Origin of the sequence: Dyella sp. RRB7 (assembly GCF_022761115.1) — a bacterium.
In the GTDB taxonomy this organism is placed as follows: domain Bacteria; phylum Pseudomonadota; class Gammaproteobacteria; order Xanthomonadales; family Rhodanobacteraceae; genus Dyella.
Window position 1 is genome coordinate 415,544 of record NZ_JAKWJS010000001.1, and the last position, 24,188, is coordinate 439,731.

General features: G+C 66.2%; 16 protein-coding genes. 8 read left to right on the forward strand and 8 right to left on the reverse strand.

Features of this window, described 5'->3' with window-relative positions:
- Positions 1 to 48: 48 nt before the first annotated feature.
- From MJ606_RS02005 to MJ606_RS02030, 6 genes are all read right to left on the reverse strand, one after another.
- Positions 49 to 447 carry a DUF6632 domain-containing protein gene (locus MJ606_RS02005; protein ID WP_243047740.1) on the reverse strand — a complete coding sequence of 133 codons (399 nt, stop codon included), beginning with the start codon at positions 445 to 447 and terminating at the stop codon, positions 49 to 51.
- A gap of 134 nt (positions 448 to 581) precedes the next feature.
- Entirely contained in the window at positions 582 to 1,934 is a 1,353-nt protein-coding gene (gene murD, locus MJ606_RS02010) for a UDP-N-acetylmuramoyl-L-alanine--D-glutamate ligase (RefSeq protein ID WP_243048563.1), read from the reverse strand.
- Between the two features lie 14 nt (positions 1,935 to 1,948).
- The gene (gene murL, locus MJ606_RS02015; protein ID WP_243047741.1) at positions 1,949 to 3,292 is read right to left on the reverse strand and encodes a UDP-N-acetyl-alpha-D-muramoyl-L-alanyl-L-glutamate epimerase; all 1,344 of its coding nucleotides are present in this window, start codon (positions 3,290 to 3,292) and stop codon (positions 1,949 to 1,951) included.
- Between the two features lie 3 nt (positions 3,293 to 3,295).
- Entirely contained in the window at positions 3,296 to 3,739 is a 444-nt protein-coding gene (locus tag MJ606_RS02020) for an endonuclease domain-containing protein (RefSeq protein ID WP_243047742.1), read from the reverse strand.
- A gap of 47 nt (positions 3,740 to 3,786) precedes the next feature.
- Positions 3,787 to 6,405 (reverse strand): bifunctional aspartate kinase/diaminopimelate decarboxylase, encoded by a 2,619-nt coding sequence (locus MJ606_RS02025; protein WP_343214786.1) that lies wholly within the window; start codon positions 6,403 to 6,405, stop codon positions 3,787 to 3,789.
- Between the two features lie 228 nt (positions 6,406 to 6,633).
- Positions 6,634 to 8,148, reverse strand: coding sequence for a fumarate hydratase (locus tag MJ606_RS02030; protein ID WP_243047743.1), 1,515 nt, complete (start codon positions 8,146 to 8,148; stop codon positions 6,634 to 6,636).
- Between the two features lie 401 nt (positions 8,149 to 8,549).
- Between MJ606_RS02030 and MJ606_RS02035 the strand changes: the two genes are divergently transcribed.
- The 8 genes from MJ606_RS02035 to MJ606_RS02070 all read left to right on the forward strand — a co-directional run bounded on the left by MJ606_RS02035 (position 8,550) and on the right by MJ606_RS02070 (position 19,584).
- Positions 8,550 to 10,463, forward strand: coding sequence for a S53 family peptidase (locus tag MJ606_RS02035; protein WP_243047744.1), 1,914 nt, complete (start codon positions 8,550 to 8,552; stop codon positions 10,461 to 10,463).
- A gap of 443 nt (positions 10,464 to 10,906) precedes the next feature.
- Positions 10,907 to 11,992, forward strand: a complete 1,086-nt coding sequence (locus tag MJ606_RS02040) for an HD domain-containing phosphohydrolase (RefSeq protein WP_243047745.1) — start codon at positions 10,907 to 10,909, stop codon at positions 11,990 to 11,992.
- A 75-nt stretch (positions 11,993 to 12,067) separates the two neighbouring features.
- A complete protein-coding gene (locus MJ606_RS02045; protein ID WP_243047746.1) occupies positions 12,068 to 12,271 on the forward strand; it encodes a hypothetical protein in 204 nt (67 codons plus the stop codon).
- Positions 12,268 to 13,593: an amino acid permease gene (locus tag MJ606_RS02050; RefSeq protein ID WP_243047747.1), complete on the forward strand. Its 1,326-nt coding sequence runs from the start codon at positions 12,268 to 12,270 to the stop codon at positions 13,591 to 13,593. Before MJ606_RS02045 ends, MJ606_RS02050 begins: the two co-directional genes overlap by 4 nt.
- A gap of 51 nt (positions 13,594 to 13,644) precedes the next feature.
- Positions 13,645 to 14,175, forward strand: coding sequence for a (2Fe-2S)-binding protein (locus MJ606_RS02055; RefSeq protein ID WP_243047748.1), 531 nt, complete (start codon positions 13,645 to 13,647; stop codon positions 14,173 to 14,175).
- Positions 14,172 to 16,436, forward strand: a complete 2,265-nt coding sequence (locus MJ606_RS02060; protein WP_243047749.1) for a molybdopterin cofactor-binding domain-containing protein — start codon at positions 14,172 to 14,174, stop codon at positions 16,434 to 16,436. Before MJ606_RS02055 ends, MJ606_RS02060 begins: the two co-directional genes overlap by 4 nt.
- 199 nt (positions 16,437 to 16,635) lie before the next feature.
- Positions 16,636 to 18,894 (forward strand): patatin-like phospholipase family protein, encoded by a 2,259-nt coding sequence (locus MJ606_RS02065; protein WP_243047750.1) that lies wholly within the window; start codon positions 16,636 to 16,638, stop codon positions 18,892 to 18,894.
- Between the two features lie 105 nt (positions 18,895 to 18,999).
- Positions 19,000 to 19,584: a hypothetical protein gene (locus tag MJ606_RS02070; protein WP_243047751.1), complete on the forward strand. Its 585-nt coding sequence runs from the start codon at positions 19,000 to 19,002 to the stop codon at positions 19,582 to 19,584.
- Positions 19,585 to 19,661: 77 nt separating this feature from the next.
- Here the strand turns inward: MJ606_RS02070 and MJ606_RS02075 are convergent, their stop codons facing one another.
- On the reverse strand, positions 19,662 to 22,100 hold the full coding sequence (locus MJ606_RS02075; RefSeq protein WP_243047752.1) for a hypothetical protein: 2,439 nt from the start codon (positions 22,098 to 22,100) through the stop codon (positions 19,662 to 19,664).
- 115 nt (positions 22,101 to 22,215) lie between these two features.
- Positions 22,216 to 24,132 (reverse strand): hypothetical protein, encoded by a 1,917-nt coding sequence (locus MJ606_RS02080; RefSeq protein ID WP_243047753.1) that lies wholly within the window; start codon positions 24,130 to 24,132, stop codon positions 22,216 to 22,218.
- Between the last annotated feature and the right edge of the window lie 56 nt (positions 24,133 to 24,188).

Here is a 24,188-nt window from a genome sequence, read left to right on the forward strand (position 1 = left end):
TTGGGCCATCAAGGAGCCGCGTCTCGCAAGGGACGCGGCTCTTTCGTTTTATGCCGTCACCCGCAACGCCCTCGCCTTGTCGCCGCGTGGCGTCAGCACGCCCAACGCGATGGCCACGATGAACAACACCGGCACATCGCCCAGCAGATGGCCCATATGCCCGGCATGGGCAAAAGACTGCACGGCCATAATCGCGCCATGCACCACGCTCGACCACACGGCAAACCAGATCAGGCTGAGGTTGGCGAGCGGATCGCGCGCGGCCCGGATCAGGAACACGCCTAGCGTGGCGTAGACGCCCACGATCATCATCGGGTAATCCGAATAACCCGAATGCCACGCCCAGCCCGAAGGCCAGAGCAGCATCAGCGGATACACCCCGAGGCAGGCTACGCCCACTACCACCAGCACGATGCGCAAAACCTTGAGACGCTGTATGTCGCTCATGGTGATCACTCCCACGTCACGATCTAGCTGCCGACGCGGAACGCCAAGGCCATGACGATGGCCATCCAGCGGCAGGCGTGGCCTAGCCGCAAGACGTCGGTCGACAGAGTCTAGTACTGACCGGGCCGCTACGCTTAGCCGATACCCAGGCCTTCGATACCCGTGATGGAGTGGCTGTCGAAACCGGCCAGTTCGGCGAAGCGTCGACCACGCTCGGCATAGTCGTGGAACTGATCGAAACTCGGCGCGCCGGGCGACAGCAACACCACGCCAGCCTGCGGCGTGAGTTCGCGGGCACGCTCGACGGCCGCCGCCAGATCGGCAACCTCCTCGACCGGAACGCCCGCGTCGCGCAATGCGCCGGCAATACGAGGGCCATTGGCACCCTGCGCGATGAGCGCGTGAGGCGCGGCGCGGCGCATCGCCCCCACAAAATCGCTCCAGTCGAGGCCACGATCATGACCACCCACAATCACCGTGACCGCCCGCCCCCGCAAACTGGCCAACGCGGCGAGCGTGGCCTGCGGCGTAGTGCTGATGGAGTCGTTGATCCAGGCGATGCCGCCCTGCTCACCCATCGGCTGCAGGCGATGAGGCAGCGGCCGGAACGTAGCCAGCGACGGTGCCGCGGCCACGGCATCGAACTCCATCGCCTCGAGCGCGGCCAGCGCGGCGCAGGCATTGAGCGCGTTGTGTTCACCGGGAACGGCAAGGCCGGCGACGTCGAACACCGACTCGGCGCCGCGTCGAATGAAGCCACCCGCTACATGCCAACCCGCAACGTCGCCAAACACGATGCGGTGCGGATGGTGCGCGGTGCGTTCCAGCAGGAACGGCTGCAGCGCATTCACCAGGAGCTGCTTCGAAACGCCGGCAAGCTTGAGCTTGTCCTCAAGATAGCGCTCGCGTGAACCGTGCCAGTCGAGATGCTCCTCGTACAGGCTGGTGATGACGCCCAGTTCCACCGGACCCGCCTCGCCAGTCTGGAAGCTGGACAACTCGATGGCCCACAACTCCGCCTGCTGATCGAGCAGCTCCAGCATCGGCATGCCGATATTGCCGGCCAACGCGGTGCGCACGCCCAGGCTGCGCGCCAGATGCGCGAGCAAGGCAGTGGTGGTGCTCTTGCCCTTGGTGCCGGTCACGGCGACGACACGCGCATCCGGCCTTTCGGCAAACCACAGCGCGGTGCCGGAGGTGATGCGGATGCCTGCCTCGCGCGCCGCGAGCAGCGCCGGCTTGTAGGCCGAAATGCCCGGCGACTTCACCAGCACGTCGAACATCGACAGCGCGCTGGCATCGGGTTCCTCACCATGCGCATCGAGCGCGGGATCGAAGGCATGCGCGGCCGCCACTTCCGTCTCGCTGCAGAACAGCGTCAACGGCAACTGCGGCAGGCGTGAACGGATCGCCGTGATGGCGGCCCGTCCTTCACGGCCAAAACCCCAGATGGCAACGCGCTTGCCTGCGAGATCGGCGATGCGCAACGGCGAACGAAAGCTCACGCGAAAAAGGCCAGCGCCGACTGCAACCGCGGCGGAATGCGCTGCTCGCCGGAAGGCTGCAGCCACGGCTCCAGCGCCAGTTCCTGCACATCGAGCTGCGGCAGGATTTCGCTGCGGAAGCGTGCCACCAAGGCATCTTCCTGCCATTCCGAACGCTGGCTCAGCGCAGCCATGGCGGCGCGCGCCTCGGCGCCCTCGCCCACGCATTCGAAGGGCTTGTGGTCCTGGTATTCCAGCAATGCGTCGAAGCCGGGCGCGAGGTTCTCGTCGTCCAGCAGGTTGCGGCCAAAGACCGACAGCAAGCGCGGCTTGGCCAGGAACGGCGCCAGTGCAAGGAATACGAAATGGCACTTCGGACACTGCCCACACCAGCGATCGGCCGGCTTGGGACCGAGCAGCTTGAAATTGCGGTTGCAGCTGGAAAACACGTCGAAGTACGGCGTGAGCTTGGCGAACGCGCGCGTCACCGCCAATTCCGAATACGGGCGCAGCAGCGAGCAGTAGTCGAGATCGGCAGCCACGTGCTGGTGCAGCCAGTCGCCGAGCAACACCTCGAACGCATAGCCCTTGCTCCACTGGTGGTTCACCTGCTGGCCGTCGTACTCCAGCGTGGCCGCCGAGGCGGAACGCTCGTTGGCGAACGCAATGCTGTCGTAGCCGTAGAGGATGGCCGCCACGGCGAGGATGGCGGAGTTCACCGCGGTCACCGGGATGTGCCCGTTCCACGCGCCCAGGCGGTTCAATTCGAACAGGCCTGGCGCCAGCTCGCGCTGGATGTTCAGCGTGGGCAGGCCGGTGCGCTCGGCGCAGGCGGCGATCAGTGGCGAATTGCCGACCCACACGGCAGTGGCGTCGCCGCCGATGGACTTGATCGCCTCCACCGCGACCAGCGAATCCTTGCCGCCACCGATCGGCACCAGGGTGCGATGCGGCAAGCCCAGCGCCTTGGCGGCCGGCCGGGCCGCGGCGCCGCGCGGGAAGGCGATGCGTCCGCGCAGGTCCAGGCCGTTGCGATAGGCGAATTCGGCCAGCCCGTGCAGATACAGCGCGTCGAGCAGATCAGCGGTGGCGTCGTCCAGCGGACCGCCAGCCACGTCGATGCGCGGCGACACGCCGGCCTTGTAGTAGCTGACGCCCGCGATCAGGTGCAGCAGCTTCAATGCCTGATCGAACGCTTCCCGATGGCCGGCCGGCAGGGCCGGTGCATTGGGGAAGCGCACACGCTCGATCAGCTCCTCGCCATGGTCGAAGGCATACACCAGCTCGGCCACGCCATCGGCATAGCTGCACCGCACGAAGCGGAATACCTGGGTCAGGCGGGGTTGGATGTCGGTTGTCACGCCTCAGTCTCCATGTCGTGCTCCCTCTCCCCTCCGGGGAGAGGGTTGGGGTGAGGGGCCGGGGCCGGCCAAAGCCTCCAGCAGCACCTCTAGCACGCCGTCAATGTTCGTCAGTACGTCATTGTTCCAGAAACGCAGGACTCTGTAGCCCATGGCCTGCAGCTCGCAGGTCCTGCGTTCGTCATAAACCTGTTGATCGCCATGCTGCCCGCCATCCAGCTCCACGATCAGACCAGCATCCGGACAGACAAAATCGACGATGTACTGGCCGATTTCGTGCTGGCGCCAGAATTTCCAGCCTTGCAAATGGCGGTTGCGCAGTCGGCACCAAAGCAGTTGCTCGGCTCCGGTCTGCGCAGCCCGCAAACTGCGAGCTCGATCGACGTGTAAACGCTTCGTCCTTGAGCGCTCCCGATGGTGGCGTTTTCGCGAGCACCCGCCCCTCACCCCAACCCTCTCCCCGGAGGGGAGAGGGAGAAGTGAAGGAATGAGGGTTATTCGAGGATGATTTCCTCAGCCTCGTCCCGCAGGTTGTACGGCGAGGACATCACCTTGCCATACGCGCCGGCCTGGGCGATCAGCATCACGTCGCCCTCCTTGGGCTCGGGCAGGCGGCGATCCGTGCCCAGCACGTCGCCGCTCTCGCAGATCGGGCCCACCACCTGGAATAGTCCGGTACCGGGCTGATCCAACTGGGTGAGGTTGACGATCTCGTGCCAGGCCTCGTACAGCGCGGGACGGATCAGGCTGTTCATGCCGGTGTCCACGCCGAGGTAGCGGATCTGCCCGTTGCCCTTGCCCTTGGTCTGGGTGACCTTGGTCAGCAGCACGCCGGCATCGGCCACCAGGTAGCGGCCCGGCTCCATCCACAACTGGTAGTGCGGGTAAGCGGCCTTCACCTCGCGCAACACCTTGTCCAGCGCCGCGATGTCCAGCCGCGCCTCGCCCGGATGCGAGGGCACGCCGAGGCCGCCGCCGATATCCAGGAAGGTGACGCTGCCGATGCGCTCGGCCAGGCTGGCCAGCTGGCCGTAGACCTCGCCCCAGTGACTGTCGTCGAGAATGCCCGAGCCCAGGTGGGCATGCAGGCCGCGCACGCTCACGCCATGGGTATCGGCCAGGCGCAGGAACGCATCCAGCTGTTCGACCGGCAGACCGAACTTGCTGCCGCTGCCGCCGGTACGCACCTTCTCGTGATGGCCCAGGCCACGACCGAGATCGAGACGCAGCACCACTTCGCGACCGCGGAACAGCTCGCCCCAGTGTTCCAGCTGATAGAGCGAATCGAGCGACAGCGTGGCGCGGGTGGTCAGGGCCCAGGCGTAGTCCTCGCGCGGGGCGAAGTTGGGCGTGAACAGCAGCGGCGCCGATGCGGGCACCACCGCCATCACCGCCTTCAGCTCGCCCGGCGATACGCATTCGAAGCCGAAGCCTTCTTCGGCCAGCGTCTTGAGGATGGCCGGATGCGTATTGGCCTTCACCGCGTAGTGCAGTCGATCCACCGCGCCCAGCGTCTTCAGCTCGCGCGCCTGCTGGCGCACGGTGGGCAGGTGGTAGACGTAGCGCGGCGTTGCCTCGGCGCCAATCTTAAGCAACTCGGCGCGACGCTCCTGGCGCCACCACGACGCCGCCGGCGGCAATACCTCGCCGCTGCCGTACAGCGCCTGCCAGCTGGGCCCGAACAGCGCGCTGTCGTCCGTGCGCAGCGCGCCGGCGGTGATCAGCAGCTCGTGCAGGTGCGGCAGCAGCTCGTCCACTACGTTTTCATCCACCACGAAGGTGAGATTGAGGTTGTTGGACGACTGCGAAATCATGTGAACGCGCAACTGGCCGAACTCGGCCAGCACGCCCGACAGCGTATGCAGCATGGAACGCATGCCGCGGCCGACCAGGGTGATGGCCGCGCACGGCGCGATCACCTTCACCCGACACACCTTGGCCAGGTCGCTGGCCAAGGCGGCGAGCGCGTCGGAATCGAGCAGGTTCTCGGTGGGGTCCAGCGACACGGTGACGTTGGTTTCGGCCGAGCCGATCATGTCCACCGACAAGCCGTGCTGCTTGAACTGCGCGAACACGTCGGCGAGGAAGCCGACCTGCTGCCACATGCCCACCGATTCCATCGACACCAGGGTGATGCCCTTGCGCGCGCTGATGGCCTTCACGCTGGGCGCGTGCTCGCGCACCTCGGGGCCGATCAGGGTGCCTTCCAGCTCGGGCCGGTTGGTGTCCTTGATCAGCAACGGCACGCGCGGCTCGCGCAGCGGCGACAGGCAGCGTGGATGCAGCACCTTGGCGCCGGTGGAGGCGATTTCCTGGGCCTCTTCGTAGTCCAGCCGCTGCAGCAGGCGCGCGCTGGGTACCTGGCGCGGGTTGGCGGTGAACATGCCGGCCACGTCGGTCCATATTTCCACGCGCTGCGCCTTCAGCAACGCGCCGAAATACGAGGCCGACGTGTCCGAACCACCACGGCCGAGCAGCACCGTGCGGCCCTGCGATTCGCGGGCAATGAAGCCTTGCGTGATGAACACCTCGCCCAGCGCGGCGAGGCGCGCGCCCAGGACCGGATCGGGCTTGGCCTCGACCATCGCCGAGAGCAGCTTGGTGCGCTCGTTCTGGTTGGGCAGCGCGATGGCCGCCAGGCAGTCGCGCGCATCCACCCACTGCGTGGGCAGGCCACTATGGGTGAGGAACGCCGAGCCCAGCGCGCTGGACATCAGCTCGCCGTGCGCCTGCACCAGCGCCGCCCAGGCCAGCTCGCCCAGCTGCGAAGGGCCATCCTCGGCCAGCTGCGCAAGCTCGGCGAGGCGTGTGCCGAGGGTGTCCGGAACCGCCAGCTGCATGTGATCGAGCAGGTCGTAGTGACGCTGTGCGATCGCCTTGGCAGCCTCGATGCGTTTGCCCTTGTCTTCCTGTGCGCACAGTTGTTTGAGTGCGTCGGTGATGCCGGAGAGTGCCGAAACGACAACGAGCACGCGGGCGCCTTCGGCGCGGCGGCTGGCTACCAGCTCCAGAATGTTCTGCCAGCGCGGCAGGGTGGCGACACTGGTGCCGCCAAACTTCATCACGATCCAGGATGCGTCGGCAGGAAGCGACGCGGGGCTTTGCGGGTTCACGAGTACCTTCGGTGGTGGCTGGGGAAGACAATTCGTCCAGTGTTGCGCCGCAGCAGGTGGAATGCAACCGCTCGGAGACTGAGGCGTTTGGATGGCTAAATGCGGCGACGCATGGCGCCAATGGAGCCGTCATCCCTGCGCAAACAGGGATGACAGGAGTGAGAGGTTTACGCGAGCACCCGCCCCTCACCTCGATCCTCCCCCCCAAAGGGGAGAGGAAGCGGAACATCAGGCCACGACGACGGGGATCTTGCCGATACGCGCCTGCCATTCCTTCGGCCCGGTCTGGTGCACCGAGGTGCCGGCCGAATCGACGGCGACGGTCACCGGCATGTCCTGCACTTCGAACTCGTAGATCGCTTCCATGCCCAGGTCGGCGAAGCCGACCACGCGCGAGGCCTTGATCGCCTTGGACACGAGATACGCCGCGCCACCCACGGCCATCAGGTACACCGACCGGTGCTTCTTGATCGCCTCGATGGCGGCGGGGCCGCGCTCGGCCTTGCCGACCATGCCCAGCAGGCCGGTCTGCGCCAGCACCTGCTCGGTGAACTTGTCCATGCGCGTGGCGGTGGTCGGGCCAGCCGGGCCCACCACTTCGTCGCGCACCGGATCGACCGGGCCCACGTAGTAGATGAAGCGGCCGTTGAAATCGACCGGCAGCGGCTCGCCCTTGTTGAGCATGTCGACCATGCGCTTGTGCGCGGCGTCGCGACCGGTAAGCAGCTTGCCGTTGAGCAGCAGCACTTCGCCCGGCTTCCAGCTGGCGACGTCCTCGCGGGTCACCGTGTCCAGGTTCACGCGACGGCCCTTGCTGGCGTCGTAGGTGAGCTTGGGCCAGTCTTCCAGCGACGGCGGGTCGAGCATCACCGGGCCGGAACCGTCCAGCGTGAAGTGCGCGTGGCGGGTGGCCGCGCAGTTGGGAATCAGCGCCACCGGCAGGTTCGCCGCGTGGGTCGGGTAATCCTTCACCTTGATGTCGAGCACGGTGGTGAGGCCGCCCAGGCCCTGCGCGCCGATGCCCAGCGCATTGACCTTTTCATACAGCTCGATGCGCAGCTCTTCGGCGCGGTTCTTCGGGCCGCGCGCAATCAGGTCCTGGATGTCGATCGGCTCCATCAGCGCTTCCTTGGCCAGCAGCATCGCCTTCTCGGCGGTGCCGCCGATGCCGATGCCCAGCATGCCCGGCGGGCACCAGCCGGCGCCCATGGTCGGCACGGTCTTGAGCACCCAGTCGACGATGGAATCGGACGGGTTGAGCATCACGAACTTGGACTTCGCCTCCGAACCGCCGCCCTTGGCGGCCACGATCACGTCGACGGTGTCGCCCGGCACGATCGACACATTGATCACCGCCGGCGTGTTGTCCTTGGTGTTGGTGCGCTTGCCGGCCGGGTCGGCCAGCACGCTGGCGCGCAGCTTGTTGTCCGGGTCGTTATAGGCACGGCGCACGCCCTCGTTGACCATGTCTTCCAGCGACATCGTGGCGTCCCAGCGCACGTTCATGCCCACCTTGAGGAACACGGTGACGATGCCGGTGTCCTGGCACAGCGGGCGGTGGCCTTCGGCGGCCATGCGCGAGTTGATCAGGATCTGCGCTATCGCGTCCTTCGCGGCCGGCGACTCCTCGCGCTCGTAGGCGGCGGCGAGGTTGGTGATGTAGTCGACGGGATGGTAGTAGCTGATGTACTGCAGGGCGTCGGCGACGGACTGGATCAAATCGTCTTGCTTGATGGTGGTCATGGCGGCTGCTTCGACTCCGGGGGAATTCGGCGTCGCAACAGGCTGTCCACGACGCACAACCCTTCTATTGTGCCGCAAATGGCCCCCGACCTCGAAAACAGGCCGCCAGGCCGCGCTGGAGCGCGGACCCTAGGTCAGAAGTTGTAGGCGCAATTTTCTGCGGCGGCGTTTGAGGCGCCAAGCGGAATCCGCAACATATTTCGTCAATTCAGTCACTTCCATGTCGACTCGCGGACCGCTAGGTTCGGACGGCCAGCGCGGATGATCTTCAGGGGGCCGCCTGGGTTGTGGGGAAAGAGATCACGTCCGTATGACTAACGGTTTTGCCGACTGGCGGGGCGTCGCTTGGGTGACGCCGTGATCGACCGGCACCGCCGTTTCCACCCTTGGAGAAACGACCCATGCTCTCGAACTTGCACCGCAAGTCGCTCGTGATGTCCCTTGCACTGCTGTTGGGTGGCTACGCCACCGCCAGCCTGGCTGCCGGCAGCTCGTCAGCAGCAGATCTCGGACCGAGCAACCCGAGCCAGACCGTGAACGTCACGCTGGTCCTTGGCCTGCGCAACCAGTCCTCGCTGGAGAACTTCATCTACAGCACGGTCACCCAGGGCAATCCCTCCTACCACCGTTTCCTCACCACCGACCAGTTCGCGGACCAGTACGGCGCCGCGGCCAGCGACATCGCCAAGGTGCAGGCCTTCATCAAGCAGCAGGGGCTGACCCAGGTCGAGCTGCTGCCCAATCACCTGGCGATCAAGGTGAGCGGCACCATCGGCCAGTTCAACAAGGCCTTCCAGACGTCCATTCACGACTACAAGGCCAGCGACGGAACGACCTTCCATCGACCCAATGCGACGCCGACGTTGCCGTCCGCGCTGTCGGGCACGCTGGTGGTGGCGTCGGGCCTCAGCACCGAGGCGAAGTACCGCACGCATCACGTCGGTGCGTTCTCGCCGACGCAGCCAGGCGTCAAGGCCAATGCGCTGGCAAAGAGCGCCGCCGCCGCACCCGCCAAGAGCACTTGCACGGGCAATGCGACGGCCACCTGCACGCCCGGCGAATTCACCGTGGGCGACGTCGCCAACCGCTACAACATCAATCCGCTGTACAAGGCTGGCGTGAACGGCCGCGGCGCCACCATCGGCATCGCCACGCTGGCGAACTTCCTGCCCGCGGACGCTTACAGCTACTGGAGCACGATCGGGCTGCCGGTGAAGCCCAACCGCATTACGCAGGTGCACGTGGACGGCGGCGGCGAGCTCGGCTCGGATGCGGGTTCGGGCGAAACCTCCATCGACGTGGAACAGTCCGGCGGACTGGCGCCGTGGGCGGACATCATCGTCTACGACGCACCCAATACCGACGCCGGCTTCTTCGACGTGTTCAATCAGGCCATCTCGGACAACAAGGTCGACAGCCTTTCGGTGAGCTGGGGCGAGCCTGAGGTGTTCTACTTCCCGCAGACCAACGGCGGCGTCGACTATACGGACGAACTGCGCGCCTTCCATCAGGTATTCCTGGAGGCGGCCGCGCAAGGCATTTCCCTGTTCGCCGCGGCCGGCGACTCGGGCGCCTATGACACGGTACGCGACATTGGCGGCTTGCCAAGCGATCCGGTGCCGCCGCCGCTCACCATCGACGCACCCGGGTCCGATCCGTTCATCACCTCGGCCGGCGGCACCACCGTGCCCTTCACCTACAGCTTCGGCGGCGGCCCCACGGCATCGATTACCAAGGAAGGCGTCTGGGGTTGGGATTACATATCCAACTACTTCATCACCAATCTCGGCGAGGATATTCTCGACGAGCTGTACTCCACCGGCGGCGGCGGCGGCGTGAGCGTGTTCTGGCCGGTGCCGCTCTACCAGCAATTCACCCCCGGCGTGCGCCAGAGCGAGAAGAAGCAGACGCTTTACGCGCCGGCATATGGCATCAACTACACGCTGCCGTCCAACTATCGCGGCCGCAACGAACCGGACATCGCGCTCAACGCCGACCCGGAAACCGGCTACAGCTTTGTCTCTTCGACGGACGGCTCGGGCCTGTTGACGTTCGAAGGCGGCACCAGCTTCGTCGCACCGCAGCTCAACGGCATCACCGCCCTGCTGAAGCAGTCGACCCACGGTCGTATCGGCTTCTGGAACCCGCAGGTGTATCCGTTGCAGAACATCTTCGGCTACGGGCCGTTCTCGGCCTTCAACGATATCCGCTCGGGCGACAACTGGTTCTACAAGGGCGTGGGCGGCTATGAGCCGGGAGCAGGTCTCGGCACGCTCAACGTCACCAACCTGGCACTGTTCCTCAGCGTGTTCTGATACCCCGCATCGCGGGAAATCGATCGGCCGGCATGGACCAAAGCCCCAGGCACTTCCCTGGGGCTTTGGTTTGGGACAGCGGGCCCGGCAGCGATCGCGTCGTGACTTGCCGGGCCGGATGTACCGCTGCTCGACCCCTGCCGCGACGCCGATGAAGCCAGGGCTGGTTCCAGACGAAGGCGGCAGGACTGCATGCGCTTGAGCCGGGCCAGCAGGGCTCCGCTCGCTGCCACCACGCCTTTATTTCGCCCCATGCCCTCAAGCCCAGACCCCGGATGGCCGATGAACAGGTGTAGGGCCGGTCAGGAGTGCTCGCCGTCTCCCCTCCCTGGAGCTGTCGCGGTTAGCGATGGGAAACGCCGCCAAGCCCTGTTGCACGGGACCATCACTGGCGAGGACATGTGCCAAAACGACAGATCCAATCCGGGGAAGTGCATGTAGGAGTGCCATTGCCCTACGATGCTTACGACGCCAAAGGCAAGCTGCTGCTGCGCGCAGGCGAAACCCTCACCAGTGCGGCGCAGGTGGAACGGCTGATTCGCACCGCCTATTTCGATGACCATGGCTACTCGGATGGGAATCACGATCAACCGAGCGATCCCGCTTCCGCTAATCGTCCGCTTGCCTTGATCGTCGCTGCCCGGCGACGGCTGCAGTCACTGCTGGACGATGCGAAAGGTGTGGATTTCGTCCAGGAGACCAAACGCATTGGCCAGATGCTGCATCGCGCCTGCCATGCCAATGCGGATCTCTCGCTGGCGTCCATCGTGCTTCAACGTGACGGACCGTATGCGATTCGCCACATGGTCAATACCGCCATAGCCTGTGAACTGACCGGTGCCGTACTGGGTTTATCGACTGCCGAGCGGGCCTCGATCATGGCCGCCGCGTTGACCATGAACATCGGCATGCTGGATCTTCAGCAGCAATTGCTGTCGGTGAAGGGGCCACTGAACGATGAACAGAACATCGCGGTGCAAAGCCATTGCCAACGCGGTGTTGCTTTGCTGCAAGACCGCTCTGTTGGGGACACCGTGTGGCTCCAAGCCGTGCAGGACCACCACGAAAGGCCCGATGGCAGCGGCTATCCCGCGGGAAAGCGCGGCGAGGAAATCGGACTGCCAGCACATTTGCTCGCGCTGGCCGATGTCTATTGCGCTCGCGTGGCCGGACGCCACTATCGCCCCCCCTTGCAACCCAACCTGGCGTTGCGCTGGCTTTTCCTGAACGACGGCGCCAAGGTCGACGCCAAAATCGCCACCCTCTTTATCAAGACGTTGAGTATTTATCCGCCCGGCACGGGGGTTCGCCTGCGCAATGGCAGCATCGGTGTGGTGACCCATCGTGGCAAAAACAGTTTGGCGCCACAGGTGTCCTCCATCACCACGCATGATGGCCTGCGCGTCGCCACGCCCATCCGCCGCCGCATCGACACCGATGCGCATGCGATCAGTGAGGTAGTGGACCTGGAGGAGCTGGACCTTGCCGTAAGCATGGAGGCGTTATGGGGCAAGGACGCCGTTATCTGAAACGGGATGCGACATAGCGCGATCCCCGGCCGCATCCAGGTCTTGCATGGCCAGCAGTCGCCTGGGCGTCGCGACATGAGGCGCGAGCCGGGCTTCGGCCAAGGCGGCCAGAAACCCAAGGACGCCATGGGCGCGCAGCTTCGCAGTACGAGCCCATGGTCGACGATTGCCAAGGTACTGGCTTTTTCTGCTCCGCCCAGCACCCGCCTGCCGCAGGGCTTGCTGATGCGTGTCTTCCACGCCATCCTCGCCGGAATTTCCCGCAGCGGGTATTTATGAGCGACACCTCGACGACTGGCGGTTACGTACGCCGCCTCCGCCCGTGGGACGCGGCCATGATCGTGGTCGGCGGCATCATCGGTGGCGGCATTTTTCTCAACCCGTACGTCGTGGCGATGCGCACGTCCTCGGGCTTGTCGCTACTGCTGATGTGGATCGGCGCGGGCCTGCTCACCCTGATCGGCGCACTCTGCTACGCGGAACTGGGCGCCCGGCGCCCCCATGCGGGCGGCAGCTACGTGTACCTGCGCGAGGCGTTCGGGCCGCTGGCGGGTTTCCTGTTCGGCTGGAGCATGCTGCTGGTGATCTATTCGGGATCAACGGCTGCGGTAGCCACGATCTTCGCCAGCTACGCGGCCTCCCTGTTCGGCCTGCCGGCCACGGCCACGACCAACCTGGCCATTGGCGCGCTGGTGTTCGTGGCGCTGATCAACCTGTTTGGCCTGCGCCTGGGTGCGCAGGTGCAGAACCTGTTCACCCTGCTCAAGCTGCTGGCCGTCGCGGTGCTGGTGGTTTGTGGCCTGTGCCTGGCCGGCGTGCATGGCCACGGCATGCTGGCCACCGACCCCCAGACGGCCCATGTGGGCTTCATGGGCGCGGCGCTGCCGGTGCTGTTCGCCTATTCCGGCTTTACCTATCTCAACAACCTGGCCGGTGAGGTCAGCGAGCCCCAGCGCACGCTGCCCCGCGCCCTGTTGATCGGCATGCTGCTGGTGATCGCGGCCTACGCGCTGGTCAACCTGGCCTACCTGGCGGTGCTCGGCCACGCGGGCCTCGCCGCCAGCCGGGCGCCTGCCGCCGACGTGATGCAGCGCGTGTTCGGCACCGCCGGTGCCAAGCTGATCGCGGTGGGTGTGGCGATTTCCGCGCTGGGCTTCTGCAACATCACCCTGGTGGCGGGCGCCCGCGTACTGCAGGTGATGGGCGAGGACGGCCTGTTCTTCCGCAGCGTGGCCCGGCTGCACCCGCAGCACCGCACGCCGAACACCGCGCTGCTGCTGCTCTCGGGCTGGGCCATCGTGCTGGTGTGGTCCGGCAGTTACGGCCAGTTGCTCGACTACGCCACCTTTGGCGACTGGCTCGCCTGCGCCGTGGGCGTGGGCACGTTGTTCTGGTACCGCAGGCACGAGGGGACGCAGGTCAGTTTCCGCGTGCCGGGCTACCCGCTGCTGCCGCTGATCTTCATCGCCACCATCGGTCTGGTGATGGTGCAGAGCCTGCGCAGCAGCCCGGTCAACACCGGCATCGGCCTGCTCATCATGGCCGCCGGCATCCCGGTCTACCTGGTGTGGCGACGCCTGTTCAGCCGGGTCACCTCCTAAGCAAGGCCCTGCGATGCCACAATGCGGGGATCAAGAAGGAGGCCTGAACCGATGGCGCACGCGCAAGACCAGATACTGACGCCCCCACCGAGCAACACCATCGTGCCCGAGAAGGTGCGCGACGGCGTCGATCTGGAGATCAACGGCAGGGCCTACCGCCACACCGGCGACGCGCAGATGCCGTTGCTGTGGTACCTGCGCGACGTGCTGCGCCTCACCGGCACCAAGTACAGCGGCGAGCACGGCCAAGGCGGCTACGACCTGGTGCTGGTCGATGGCAAGCTCGCATCGGCCACCCACATGACGGTGGCCGAGCTGGCCGGCAAGTCGATCACCACGGTGGAGGGCCTGGCCGCGGCCGACGGCAAGCTGCACCCGCTGCAGCAGGCGTTCGTGGACGAAGATGCCATCGGCTGCGGCTACTGCACGCCCGGCTGGCTGATGGCCTCGCTGGACCTGCTCAATCGCCACCCGCAGGCGGGTGACAACGAGATCGATCAATTGCCCAATCTCTGCCGTTGCGGGTGCCAGACTCGCGTACGCCGTGCGATCAAGCGCGTGGCCAATGGAGCCCACGCATGAGCGTCGGCAATCAGAACACCGTGCAGCTTTCCCGCCGCCGTTTCCTGCAGGTGCTGGCCGGCACCGCCGGCGCGCTGGTGGTAGGCATCCGCGTGGCCGGGGCCGCCGATGTGCCGGTGCCTCCCGCACTGCTGGGCGATACGCTGTACGGCCTGGGCGCCTATGTGCGTATCGATGCCGACGGCAACGTGATCATCGGCGCGCGCGACCCCGATACCGGCACCGGCACGGCCACTTCGCTGCCGCGCATCATCGCCGACGAGCTGGACGCCGACTGGACCCGCGTCAGCGTGGTGCCGCTTGGCCTGGGCGTGGACGACGACAACGGCAAGCCGCACTGGACCTATGGCCACCAGACCAGCGGCCTGGGCGATTCCATCCCCGCTGCCTGGGCCGACCTGCGCGAGGCCGGCGCGCTCGCACGCTGGCTGCTGCTGCAGGCCGCCGCGCGCCACCTCGGCGTGCCGGCCGACCGGCTGCGCTGCGAGGAAGGCAATGTCATCGCCCCCGACGGCCGCCGCTTTGGCTACGGCTCGCTGGCCGAGGCTGCCGCCACCATCGCGCCGCCCACCTCGCCGGTGGCGGTGAAGACCCCGGATCGCTACACCCTGATCGGCCAGCCGGCCGGCGACGTGGATGCCCGCACCATCGTCACCGGGCAGGCGCTCTATGCGCTCGACCACTATGCCGGTGATGCGCTGGTCGCCGTGCTCAGCCACTGTCCCTGGCCCGATGGCAGCGTGGACTCCCTCGACACCACCGACACCATGGCCGTAAAGGGCGTGGTCAAAGTGGTGCAGCTCAAACCAGAAGCGGGTATTCCGCTCGGGCAGACAGTGCGCGCGCCTGCCGTGGCCGTAGTCGCCGAAAACACCTGGGCCGCGCTGCAGGGCCGCGCCAAGCTCAAGCTGCAATGGAAAGCCGGCAGCCAGAGCGAAAGCAGTGCCTGGTTCGAACAACAGGCTTCCGACCTGGTCAACGACAAGAACGCGGTGCCTGCCGCACGCGTGCGCAATGACGGCGATGTCGATACAGCCAGCAAGAAGGCGGCGCGGCGTGTCGAGGCTACCTACGTGCAGCCATGGCTGGCCCACGCCACCGCCGAACCGATGAACTGCCTGGTGCGCCTCGACAAGGACAGCGCCACGCTGGTGGTGCCCACCCAGGCGCCGCAGCAGGCATGGAAGGTGGTGCAACGCCTCGCCGGCCTTACCCCCACGCAGATTCAAATCCGCGTGCCGCGCGTCGGCGGCGGCTACGGCCGGCGCCTCGATCACGACTATGTGGCCGAAGCGGTGATGCTGGCCAAGGAAGTGGAGAAGCCCGTCAAGCTGATGTGGACGCGCGACGAGGATCTCGGCCAGGACTATTACCGCTCTGCCTGCGTGCACAAATTCAGCGCCACGCTGGACGGCAAGCGCCAGATCGTCACCTGGAACCAGCGCATGGCCAGTGCTTCGGCGCTGGCGCAGCGAGGCGTGGCCGACAACCGGTTGTGGACGTCCGAAGTGGATGCACACCAGTTGCCCGCCGGGCTGGTACCCAACCTGCGCAGCGACTGGTATTCCCTGCCCTCGGCCATGCTGCGCGGCCCGGCACGCGGCATGCCGCACCTGAGCAATGCGTTCGCGGTGGAAAGCTTCATCGACGAGATCGCGCACAGCCTGAAGGAAGACCCGCTGGTCACGCGCCTGCGCCTGATCGGCGAGCCGCGCATGATCCCGCTCGGCGACGGACGCACGCTGGACACCGGCCGCCTCATCAACGTACTCAAGCTGGTGGCCGAGCGCATCGGGTGGAAGAACTGGCTGCGCACCGTCAACGGTTTCGGCATCGCCTGCTGGCACATCGACGGCGCCTACGTGGCACACGCCGTGGAAACCTCGCTGCAGGGCGACCGCCTCAATATCGAGCGCGCCGTGTGCGCGGTGGACGTGGGCCGCGTGATCAATCCCACCGGCCTGGAGGGACAAGTGGCCGGCGCCACCCTCGACGCCTTGTCGACCGCACTCAACCTGTCCATCAGCTACAAGGACAGCCAGGTCCAGCAGCACAACTGGAAGGAATACCCGCTGGCCAGCATGGCGCAACTGCCCGATACCACCGAAGTCATCGTGGTGCCCGGCGATCGCGATCCCACCGGCGCCAGCTTCCTTGGCATGCCCACCGCGGCGCCGGCACTCGCCAATGCCGTGTTCCGCGTCAGTGCCGTGCGTGTGCGCCGCCTGCCGTTGATGAAGGAACTGCTGCGCATGCTGTAACCGGCATCGGCGGCATCGCGCCTCGCGCGATGCCGCCGATGCAGCACGTGCTCGTTTATGACAGGCAACGCCTGTCCAAGGGGCGGCCTACCCCGCATAAGTAAATCTACCGACACGCCATATCGCGCTTATGGCTTACGATGGCGCATCGGCAGCCAGCCCAAGGGGCGGCGCCATCCCGGGCAGAATAGGACCATCAATGCGCTGTTCCCTCGCACTGATCGCCTTGCTGTTGCTGTGCGGCTGCCTCCCGGCCTGGGCGCAGACGCCCCATGCCCCCTCGACAACGCCGTGCATCGGACTGGTGCTTGGCGGTGGCGGCGCCCGCGGCGCGGCGCACATCGGCGTGCTCGAAGTACTGGAGCGCGAACACATCCCGATTTGCCGCATCGCGGGCACCAGCATGGGCTCGATCGTCGGTGGCCTGTACGCGGCGGGTTACACGCCGCAGGAAATGCACGACATCATCACCACGCTGGACTGGAACGACCTGTTCTCCGACAACCCGGCGCGCGAAGACATGCCGATGCGCCGCAAGGACGCCGACTATCGTTACCTGCTGAACTTCGAAGTGGGCTACAAGAACGGGCGCATCGTCACGCCGGCCGGCGTGGTGCAGGGCCAGAAACTGTTGCTGCTGTTGCGGCGCCTGCTGATTTCCACCTGGGACGTGCACGACTTCGACCAGTTGCCCATTCCCTTTCGCGCCGTCGCCACCGACATTGTCGCGGGCAAACCGGTGGTGTTCGGCTCCGGCGACCTGGCGGTATCGATTCGCTCCAGCATGTCGGTGCCCGGCGCCTTCGCCCCCACCAGTGTCGATGACCAGTTGCTGGTCGATGGCGGCCTGATGGACAACGTGCCCATCGACGTCATGCGCAGCATGGGCGCCGAACGCCTGATCGTGGTGGATGTGAGTTCGCCACTGGCCACCAAGGAAGAGCTCAGCAATCCGGTCGCGGTACTCAACCAGATGGTGAGCGCGCTGATGGCCGAAAAGACCCAGCGGCAACTGGATACGCTTGGGCCCAATGACATCCTGATCCATCCGGCGCTGGGCGACATGAGCGCCGCCGAGTTCAACCGTGGCGCCCAGGCCATCGCCATCGGGCGCGCCGCCGCGGAAGCGGCGTTACCCAAGCTGCGCGCCTTGGCGGTGGACCCACAAGCATGGGCGAACTACACGGCGAGCCATCGGCAACGCCAGTTCGACCCTGGCCTGGTGGCGTTCCTCAAGGTGGATACCAAGCATACGGACAGCGCCAACTACATTGCGGAACGGATGGATCCCGAAGTCGGCAAGCCGTTCGATCCCAAGCAGACGGAGCAGCAGATCGGCAGCATCTATGGCCGGGGCAATTACCAGCAGATCGATTACCGGCTGCAGCAGGATGGCGACCAGCGTGGCCTGCTGATCATTCCCACCGACAAGCCCTGGGGCCCGCTGTACGGCAAGCTGGGCTTCCAGCTGGACGACGACTTCGCCGGACGCAGCGAATATCTGATTTCCGCCGAAGTCACGGCCACCAATATCAACAGCCTCGGCGCGGAGTGGCGCAACACGTTCTGGGCCGGACGCATCGGTGGCCTGGCCTCCGAGTTCTATCAACCGTTTGGGCAAAACGCCACGGTCTACGTCATGCCTTCCGTGCTGTTGCGCAACGAAGACTTTCCCGTGTTCAACTCCAGCGGCAATACGCAACTGGCCGAGTATCGCATCAGGCGCAGTTATCTGGGCCTGGAGACCGGATGGTCGCCATCCCCCCATTGGCGCCTGCAAACGTCCTTTGGACGAGGCCGCGACAACGGCGACCTGCGTATCGGCAGCCCCACGACCTTTCCACCCAGCCAGACGAGCGACTACAGCGTGGCCAAGCTCGGCCTGGACTGGGATAGCCTGGACAATGCGCAATTCCCCACCCGCGGCAGCCACGTCAATTTCGATTACGAGGTGTATCGCCCGTTCCTCGGCAGCAACGTGAATGGCGATCTGGCCCGACTGGTGGCCGACTGGGTGCCGGACTATGGACTGAGCGACAGTCGCTACCACCTGCTGCTCGGCTTGCGCATGTCCAGCGTGCTGGACAACAACAACACCGCGTTCAAGAACGCCTTCGAGGCACAGGGTTTCCTGGGCGGCTTCCTCAACCTTTCCGGCTATGCCGAGCGCTCGCTGTATGGCAACCAGACGGCGCTGGCGCGTGCCGTGCTGTATCGCCGCACGGGCCAGATGGATGCGCTGTTCTCCACGCCCATCTATATCGGCGCCAGCCTGGAGGCAGGCAACACCTGGCATGACAGGAGCGATGTCCGGTTCGACTCGCTGATATATGCCAGCAGCCTGTTCCTGGGCATCCAGACACCATTGGGGCCCCTCTTCCTCGGCTACGGCTATGCCCAGGGCGGACACAATTCGGTCTACCTGACCTTCGGCTCGCTGCTGCGGCCGGCCCAATGAGCCCACGCCGTTGCAACACCGGCCATCGCGCAACCTCCACTCTTGCCAACGCACAATGCCCCTCGCCCGTTAGCAGGGCTGGACTTTCCATCCGGAGCCAATGCCATGAAACCAGTGCGTCTGTTTCTCATCGCCGCCAGTCTGGTACTGGCGGCATGCGCGACCAATGTGAGCATCACCAACCAGTGGAAGGATCCGTCCTGGCCGGGTCCGCCCGCATCGAACGTGGTGGTGGTGGGCATCTCCCGCAGCGACACCATACGGCATGTGTTCGAGGACACCTTCTCGCAACAGCTGCAAGCCGCCGGCATCCAGGCCGCGCCCAGCTATACCCAGATACCGCCCGGCAATGCAGGCGCGGTGGGCTTGCGCGACCTGGTCAAGGCAAGCGGTGCAACCGCCGTACTGGTAACGCGCGTGGAGCGGGTCGAGCAGAAGATCAGCGTCTCGCCCGGCGGCCCGATGTATGGCGGCTTCTACGGCTGGTATGGCGGCGCCTGGGCGGCAACGCCTGACGTGACGCAATACGACGTGGTCACGCTGGAAACCAGCGTGTGGGATCCGCGTTCGGAAAAACTGGTCTGGACGGTGACCACCCAGGCCGTGGCCAGGAAGAATATTCCCAAGGCCACGATGGAGCTGGCGCAAACGCTGATTCCCAAGCTGAAGGCTGACGGCATCCTGCGCTAAACGAATTCGCTGCTGGCTCGTCATCCCGGCGAAAGCCGGGACGACGAGCCAAGGCATGCATCGCGGGTTCTAGCTGCTCAATGGTGGAACCCGCCGCCACCCGCGCTTCGCTCACCACCACCAAACCGTCCCCCACCCATCGAGGGACGAAAGCCGCCCATCTCGCCATGGAAACGGTTGTCGTAAGTGCCGCGGTCAAACTGCGGCCGCGCCGGCACGGGGCGCTGCTCGAACGCCGCGCCATCGGCACCGCGGCTGCGGGCCAGGCGATCACGATCGGTATCGTTGCTGTCCGGTCCCGCGATGCGGTTAAGGCCGCCCCGGGGATCGACCCTCTGCCAGCCCTGATCCCGGTCGTACTGGTAGACGTTACCGTCCTTGCCGGCATAGACATGATCGTTGGCGTCGATCGCGCCCCGTTGGGTGACCTCACCCGTGGCCCGGTCGTAATGCATGTAGCCGGGGCCACCCGCCGCAGCGCCCGTACCCTGCGCATGGAAGGCGCCGGCCACGCCCGCCTGGCCGCTCACCCGCCCGGTCTGCGGGTTGTAGCGAATACCGCCGGCCTGCGCCGTGGTGGTGCCCGCGTCGGCATGGGTGTTGCGACCGGCATAGCCCACACCGCGACCACCGGTGGCGCCGTTGAAGTAGCCGCCACGGCCCGCGTGTCCATGGTCGCCCGTCCACGGGTCGGCCCAGGCGACGTTACGCCCGGCCACCACGCTGTTACCCCAGCGGCCATAGATGTTCACCCTCGCAATGGCGCCGCCCCAATAGCCCGGGTAGTGGCCACCCCAGTAACGCCATGGCCCCCACCACGGGCCGTACCACGCCGATGCCCATTCCCAGCCCCAGTCGAAGCCAAAGCTCCAGCCCGCCCATGGGGTCCAGCCGAAGGCCACGCCAAAACCGTAGGTGGCCGGGCAGCCGTACCAGGCGTCGCCCACCCACGAATCGCACGGATAACCGGTGCCGTACACCACCACGCCATCGCTGGCGACGGTGCCGTAATAGCCCGGCGTGTAACCGACATACACCTGGTCGTCGCCATGGCCGTAAACGTAGACATAGGTGACGTAGTGCAACGGCGAGCTGGGCGGAATCGAATAGATCACCGCCGGCACGTCGAGCGCCACCGTCCACGGCCCTGTCGCGCTGGCAGCGGCAAACCACACGCCGTTCTGCACCGCGTAGTACGCATCCGGACTCACGCGGATCACCGGCACGGCGGTATTCCACGCATACGCCAGCGAGGTGCCTTCGATAGGCCTGAATTGCGGCGCGCCGTCATAACTGAGATGCAACTCGGCGGTACGGCTGTTCACCACCGCGGTCTGCGGAATGCTGTTGGCGATCAGCGACTCGCGCGCTTCGGGCGTTCCCGGAATGGAAGCGAGCACCGCGCTCTTGGGGCTATCGGAGGGGATGTTGGCGAAATCATCCGGAAGATCCTTGCCCGCCACGTAGTGCCACGGTCCGTGGGTGGATTCGGCGCTGAACCAGCGGCCCGAAATCAGCACGTACCAGGCATTGCCCTGCGCCTGGTCGACAAATACATCGGAAGCGGTGTTGGTGACGTACGCCAGCTGGGTGCCGGGGATCGGCTCGAACTGCGGGTCGCCGTCCACCATGATCAGTTCCGATGGCTGCGTGCGCACCACGATATCGGGCAGCTTGCCGGCTGCGAACACCTGCTTGAGCGCGTCGGAGGGATCGTCCAGCGTATCGACCAGGTTCGCCTGCTCCGCCGCCTGCCCCGCCTGCATGACCCCGGCGGGTGCGGCCTTGATGGCCGTCCATGGTCCATCCAGCGTCGTCGCCTGCAGCCAGTGGCTGGCCACCAGCAGGTAATACTGCCCGTCCTGCTGCAGGATCAGCGAACGCGTATTGACGATGCGGCTGACGCCAGCCACGCCGGTAGGCTTCAGTGCGGGCTTGCCGTCGATCAACACCAGCAACGCGGGATTGAACGAGAAGATGATCTGCGGCGGATCGTTGTGCACCGCCACGCTCTTTACCTGCGTCTCTTCGCGGCTGATCGCCAGCGAGGCTTCGAGCGTATCGAGGTTGGCCACCTGCTGGCCGCGCGCGACGATGCCCTTGAGCACGTCCAGGTAATGGGCCTGGTGCGCCGCATCCGTGGGAAAGGACACCTTGTCCACCGTGATGTTGGACAGCGTCACCTCACGCAACGCCTTGTTGGTATCGGTGCGCGCGGAGAACCACATCACGCCGTACACCATCACGTCATGCGGCTTGCCGTCGCTGCCGACCTGCTCGCCGGTTTTCACCCCGACCGCCAGCCGTCCCTTGAGCTGATTGCCCGCCCAGCTGTTGAGCTGCGGATGGTGCAATACCAGATGCAGGCCATCGACATCGAAGCTGTGTGGCCAGGGCCGATAGTCGGCCGTGCCGTGGTTGTCCGCTGCTGTCGATGCCTGGTCCTGCGCGAGCGTAGGGACCGTCATCAGCAGGCCGAACGAAAGGATCAAACCGAGCCAACGAGTCGCAAGCATGGGCCACCCCACCGCGTCAGGCAGTTGTGATGTCCTAGGGTACACGCGTCGCCTGGCGAATCGGCGTGATCCTGGCAGGCCGCGACCATGGAAGCCGGCCCGGTTTGCAGGTCGGTCAGTGGAACTGGTCGCTTGCCGGCACCCACGTACTGCCGGCATGCGCGGGCACCGCCGGCATCACCGTGGGGTCCGCCCGGCAGCCCGGCGGCAAGGGTCCACCCGCGACACGCGCAGCAGCGCATTCCGCACTGTTGTCGAGCTTGATGGTGGCCACCGTCGGCGCAGCCGTGCCGGAGGGTGCGGGAGGCGCCAGCGGTTTGGTCGGCGCCAGCTTCATCCGCTGGTACACCACGTCATCCACCGGCTTGGGCGGCGGATTGCCATCGCCGCACCCGAGCAGGGCCATCGGGAACAGCGGCATCACCACGCATTCCACGCGCACGCCGCGCGGCAGGTTGAAGGTATGCCGCAACGTGGTCTTCTCTACCGCATGGCGCAGCGCGGTGTCGATCGAGCTTTCGCCTTCCGGCGTCCAGTCCTTTTCGAAACGCGTGGCCTGGTAGCCGATGTTCGGCGTGCCGTGCGACATGATCTCGGTATTGCCGTGCGGCTTGAGCTGCACATAGGTCCCCGTCACGCCGCCCGGGGATTCACCCTGCCCCTGGCTGCCCTGGCCGCTACCCTGCCCGGCGGGCAAGGACAGGTTGAGGCCGTTCCTGCCGGCGACGGCGGATGACTGGTTCACCCCGTTGGGCTGGCCAGGATTGCCGCTGTCGCTGCCCTGCGGCGTGGCGTTGGGTGCACTGCTGACAGCTTGCTCGCCGCCGGTGGGCGCGGCCTCGCTGCTGGCGGTGTTCTGCCGGGCGCTGGCGGCGCTTTGCGCCTGGGCGGCGTTCGAAGGTGCCACCGCACTGGCCTGGGTGGGCGAGGCGACCGAAGGCTGCTCGGTGGAGATCTGCGGGCGCTCCACCGTGGGCTGCTTGTCCAGCGCGATCGCGGCCGGCGCCACGGTTTCCAGGCGCGGTGCCTGCGGGCGCTCCATGCTCGGCTGTGGTTGGGGCGGCAGCGGCACCGCTTCCAGTTCCGGCTCGGCCACGCGAATGGCCGGCGACTGTACCTGCGGCTGCTCACGCGGCACCACCACCGATACCGTGCTGGGCTGCGGTTGCAGATTGACCGTTGGCGCGGCCTGCGCTGGCAGCGGCACGGCCGGCATCTCCGCTTCCGGCGGTGCGGCCGGCTCTTCCGGGCGCGCTACCTGCGCGATGCTCGGATGCGTGTCGGCTGGCACAGCCTTCTCCATCGCCATGGTCGGTACGGCCACCACCGGCGCCGACTGCGGCGGCACCGCGGGTATCGCCAGTGATGCCGGCGGCGGCAGTGGCTGGGTGCCTTCCAACTGCGGCTTGCGCACCGGCTCGGGCTGGAACCTGGGCGGTACCGGCTTGGACACCGGCGGTGTTTCCAGCGCCACCTGCGGCGGCTCGGGCGCGGTGGGCACCGGCTGCAATTGCTGGGTGGGTGCTGGCTTGGGCAAGCTCACCGGTGGCAATGGTGCAGCGGTGATCTGCGGCTTGGGCGCGGTCGGCTTGGGCGCATTGGCGATGACCGGCGTTTCCAGCGCAGGCACGGGAATCGGCGTCAGTTCGCTGTTGGTGCGCGTGGACGAGGTGCTCTGCCTGGCCGTATGCGGCGCGTTGGTGGCATTGCCACGATGCACGGGTCCGACCTGCTTGGGCGGCGTACCCCGAACCGGCGGTGGCGGGGGCGGCTCTTCCTGCTTCTTGTCGATCAGCCGGACGACCAGCGGCGTGCTCGATTCATTGGACTCTTCCATCTCGTACGCCGGCCCGAGGATGGCGCCGAACAGAAACACCAGATGCACCAGCAGCGCGCCGACCAGCCCCACGATGCGCAACCAGCGATCGCGCGGCCGCTCCGCCCGGCGGCGGCGATAGACGAAGGCGCTCTCCGCCGCCGACTTTGGCGATGGAAGCGTCACTGTCAGCCGGCCCGCGGATTCCTTGTCCATGACGACAAGTGTAGCGGGCGATGCCGCCGGCCTGAGAAGTCCTTGGGTGGCGAATG

Coding starts and splice junctions, on each gene's coding strand:
- MJ606_RS02005 (WP_243047740.1), bottom strand. CDS start 447: ATGAGCGACATACAGCGTCTCAAGGTTTTGCGCATCGTGCTGGTGGTA.
- MJ606_RS02030 (WP_243047743.1), bottom strand. CDS start 8,148: ATGACCACCATCAAGCAAGACGATTTGATCCAGTCCGTCGCCGACGCC.
- MJ606_RS02035 (WP_243047744.1), top strand. CDS start 8,550: ATGCTCTCGAACTTGCACCGCAAGTCGCTCGTGATGTCCCTTGCACTG.
- MJ606_RS02045 (WP_243047746.1), top strand. CDS start 12,068: ATGAGGCGCGAGCCGGGCTTCGGCCAAGGCGGCCAGAAACCCAAGGAC.
- MJ606_RS02050 (WP_243047747.1), top strand. CDS start 12,268: ATGAGCGACACCTCGACGACTGGCGGTTACGTACGCCGCCTCCGCCCG.
- MJ606_RS02055 (WP_243047748.1), top strand. CDS start 13,645: ATGGCGCACGCGCAAGACCAGATACTGACGCCCCCACCGAGCAACACC.
- MJ606_RS02060 (WP_243047749.1), top strand. CDS start 14,172: ATGAGCGTCGGCAATCAGAACACCGTGCAGCTTTCCCGCCGCCGTTTC.
- MJ606_RS02065 (WP_243047750.1), top strand. CDS start 16,636: ATGCGCTGTTCCCTCGCACTGATCGCCTTGCTGTTGCTGTGCGGCTGC.
- MJ606_RS02070 (WP_243047751.1), top strand. CDS start 19,000: ATGAAACCAGTGCGTCTGTTTCTCATCGCCGCCAGTCTGGTACTGGCG.
- MJ606_RS02075 (WP_243047752.1), bottom strand. CDS start 22,100: ATGCTTGCGACTCGTTGGCTCGGTTTGATCCTTTCGTTCGGCCTGCTG.
- MJ606_RS02080 (WP_243047753.1), bottom strand. CDS start 24,132: ATGGACAAGGAATCCGCGGGCCGGCTGACAGTGACGCTTCCATCGCCA.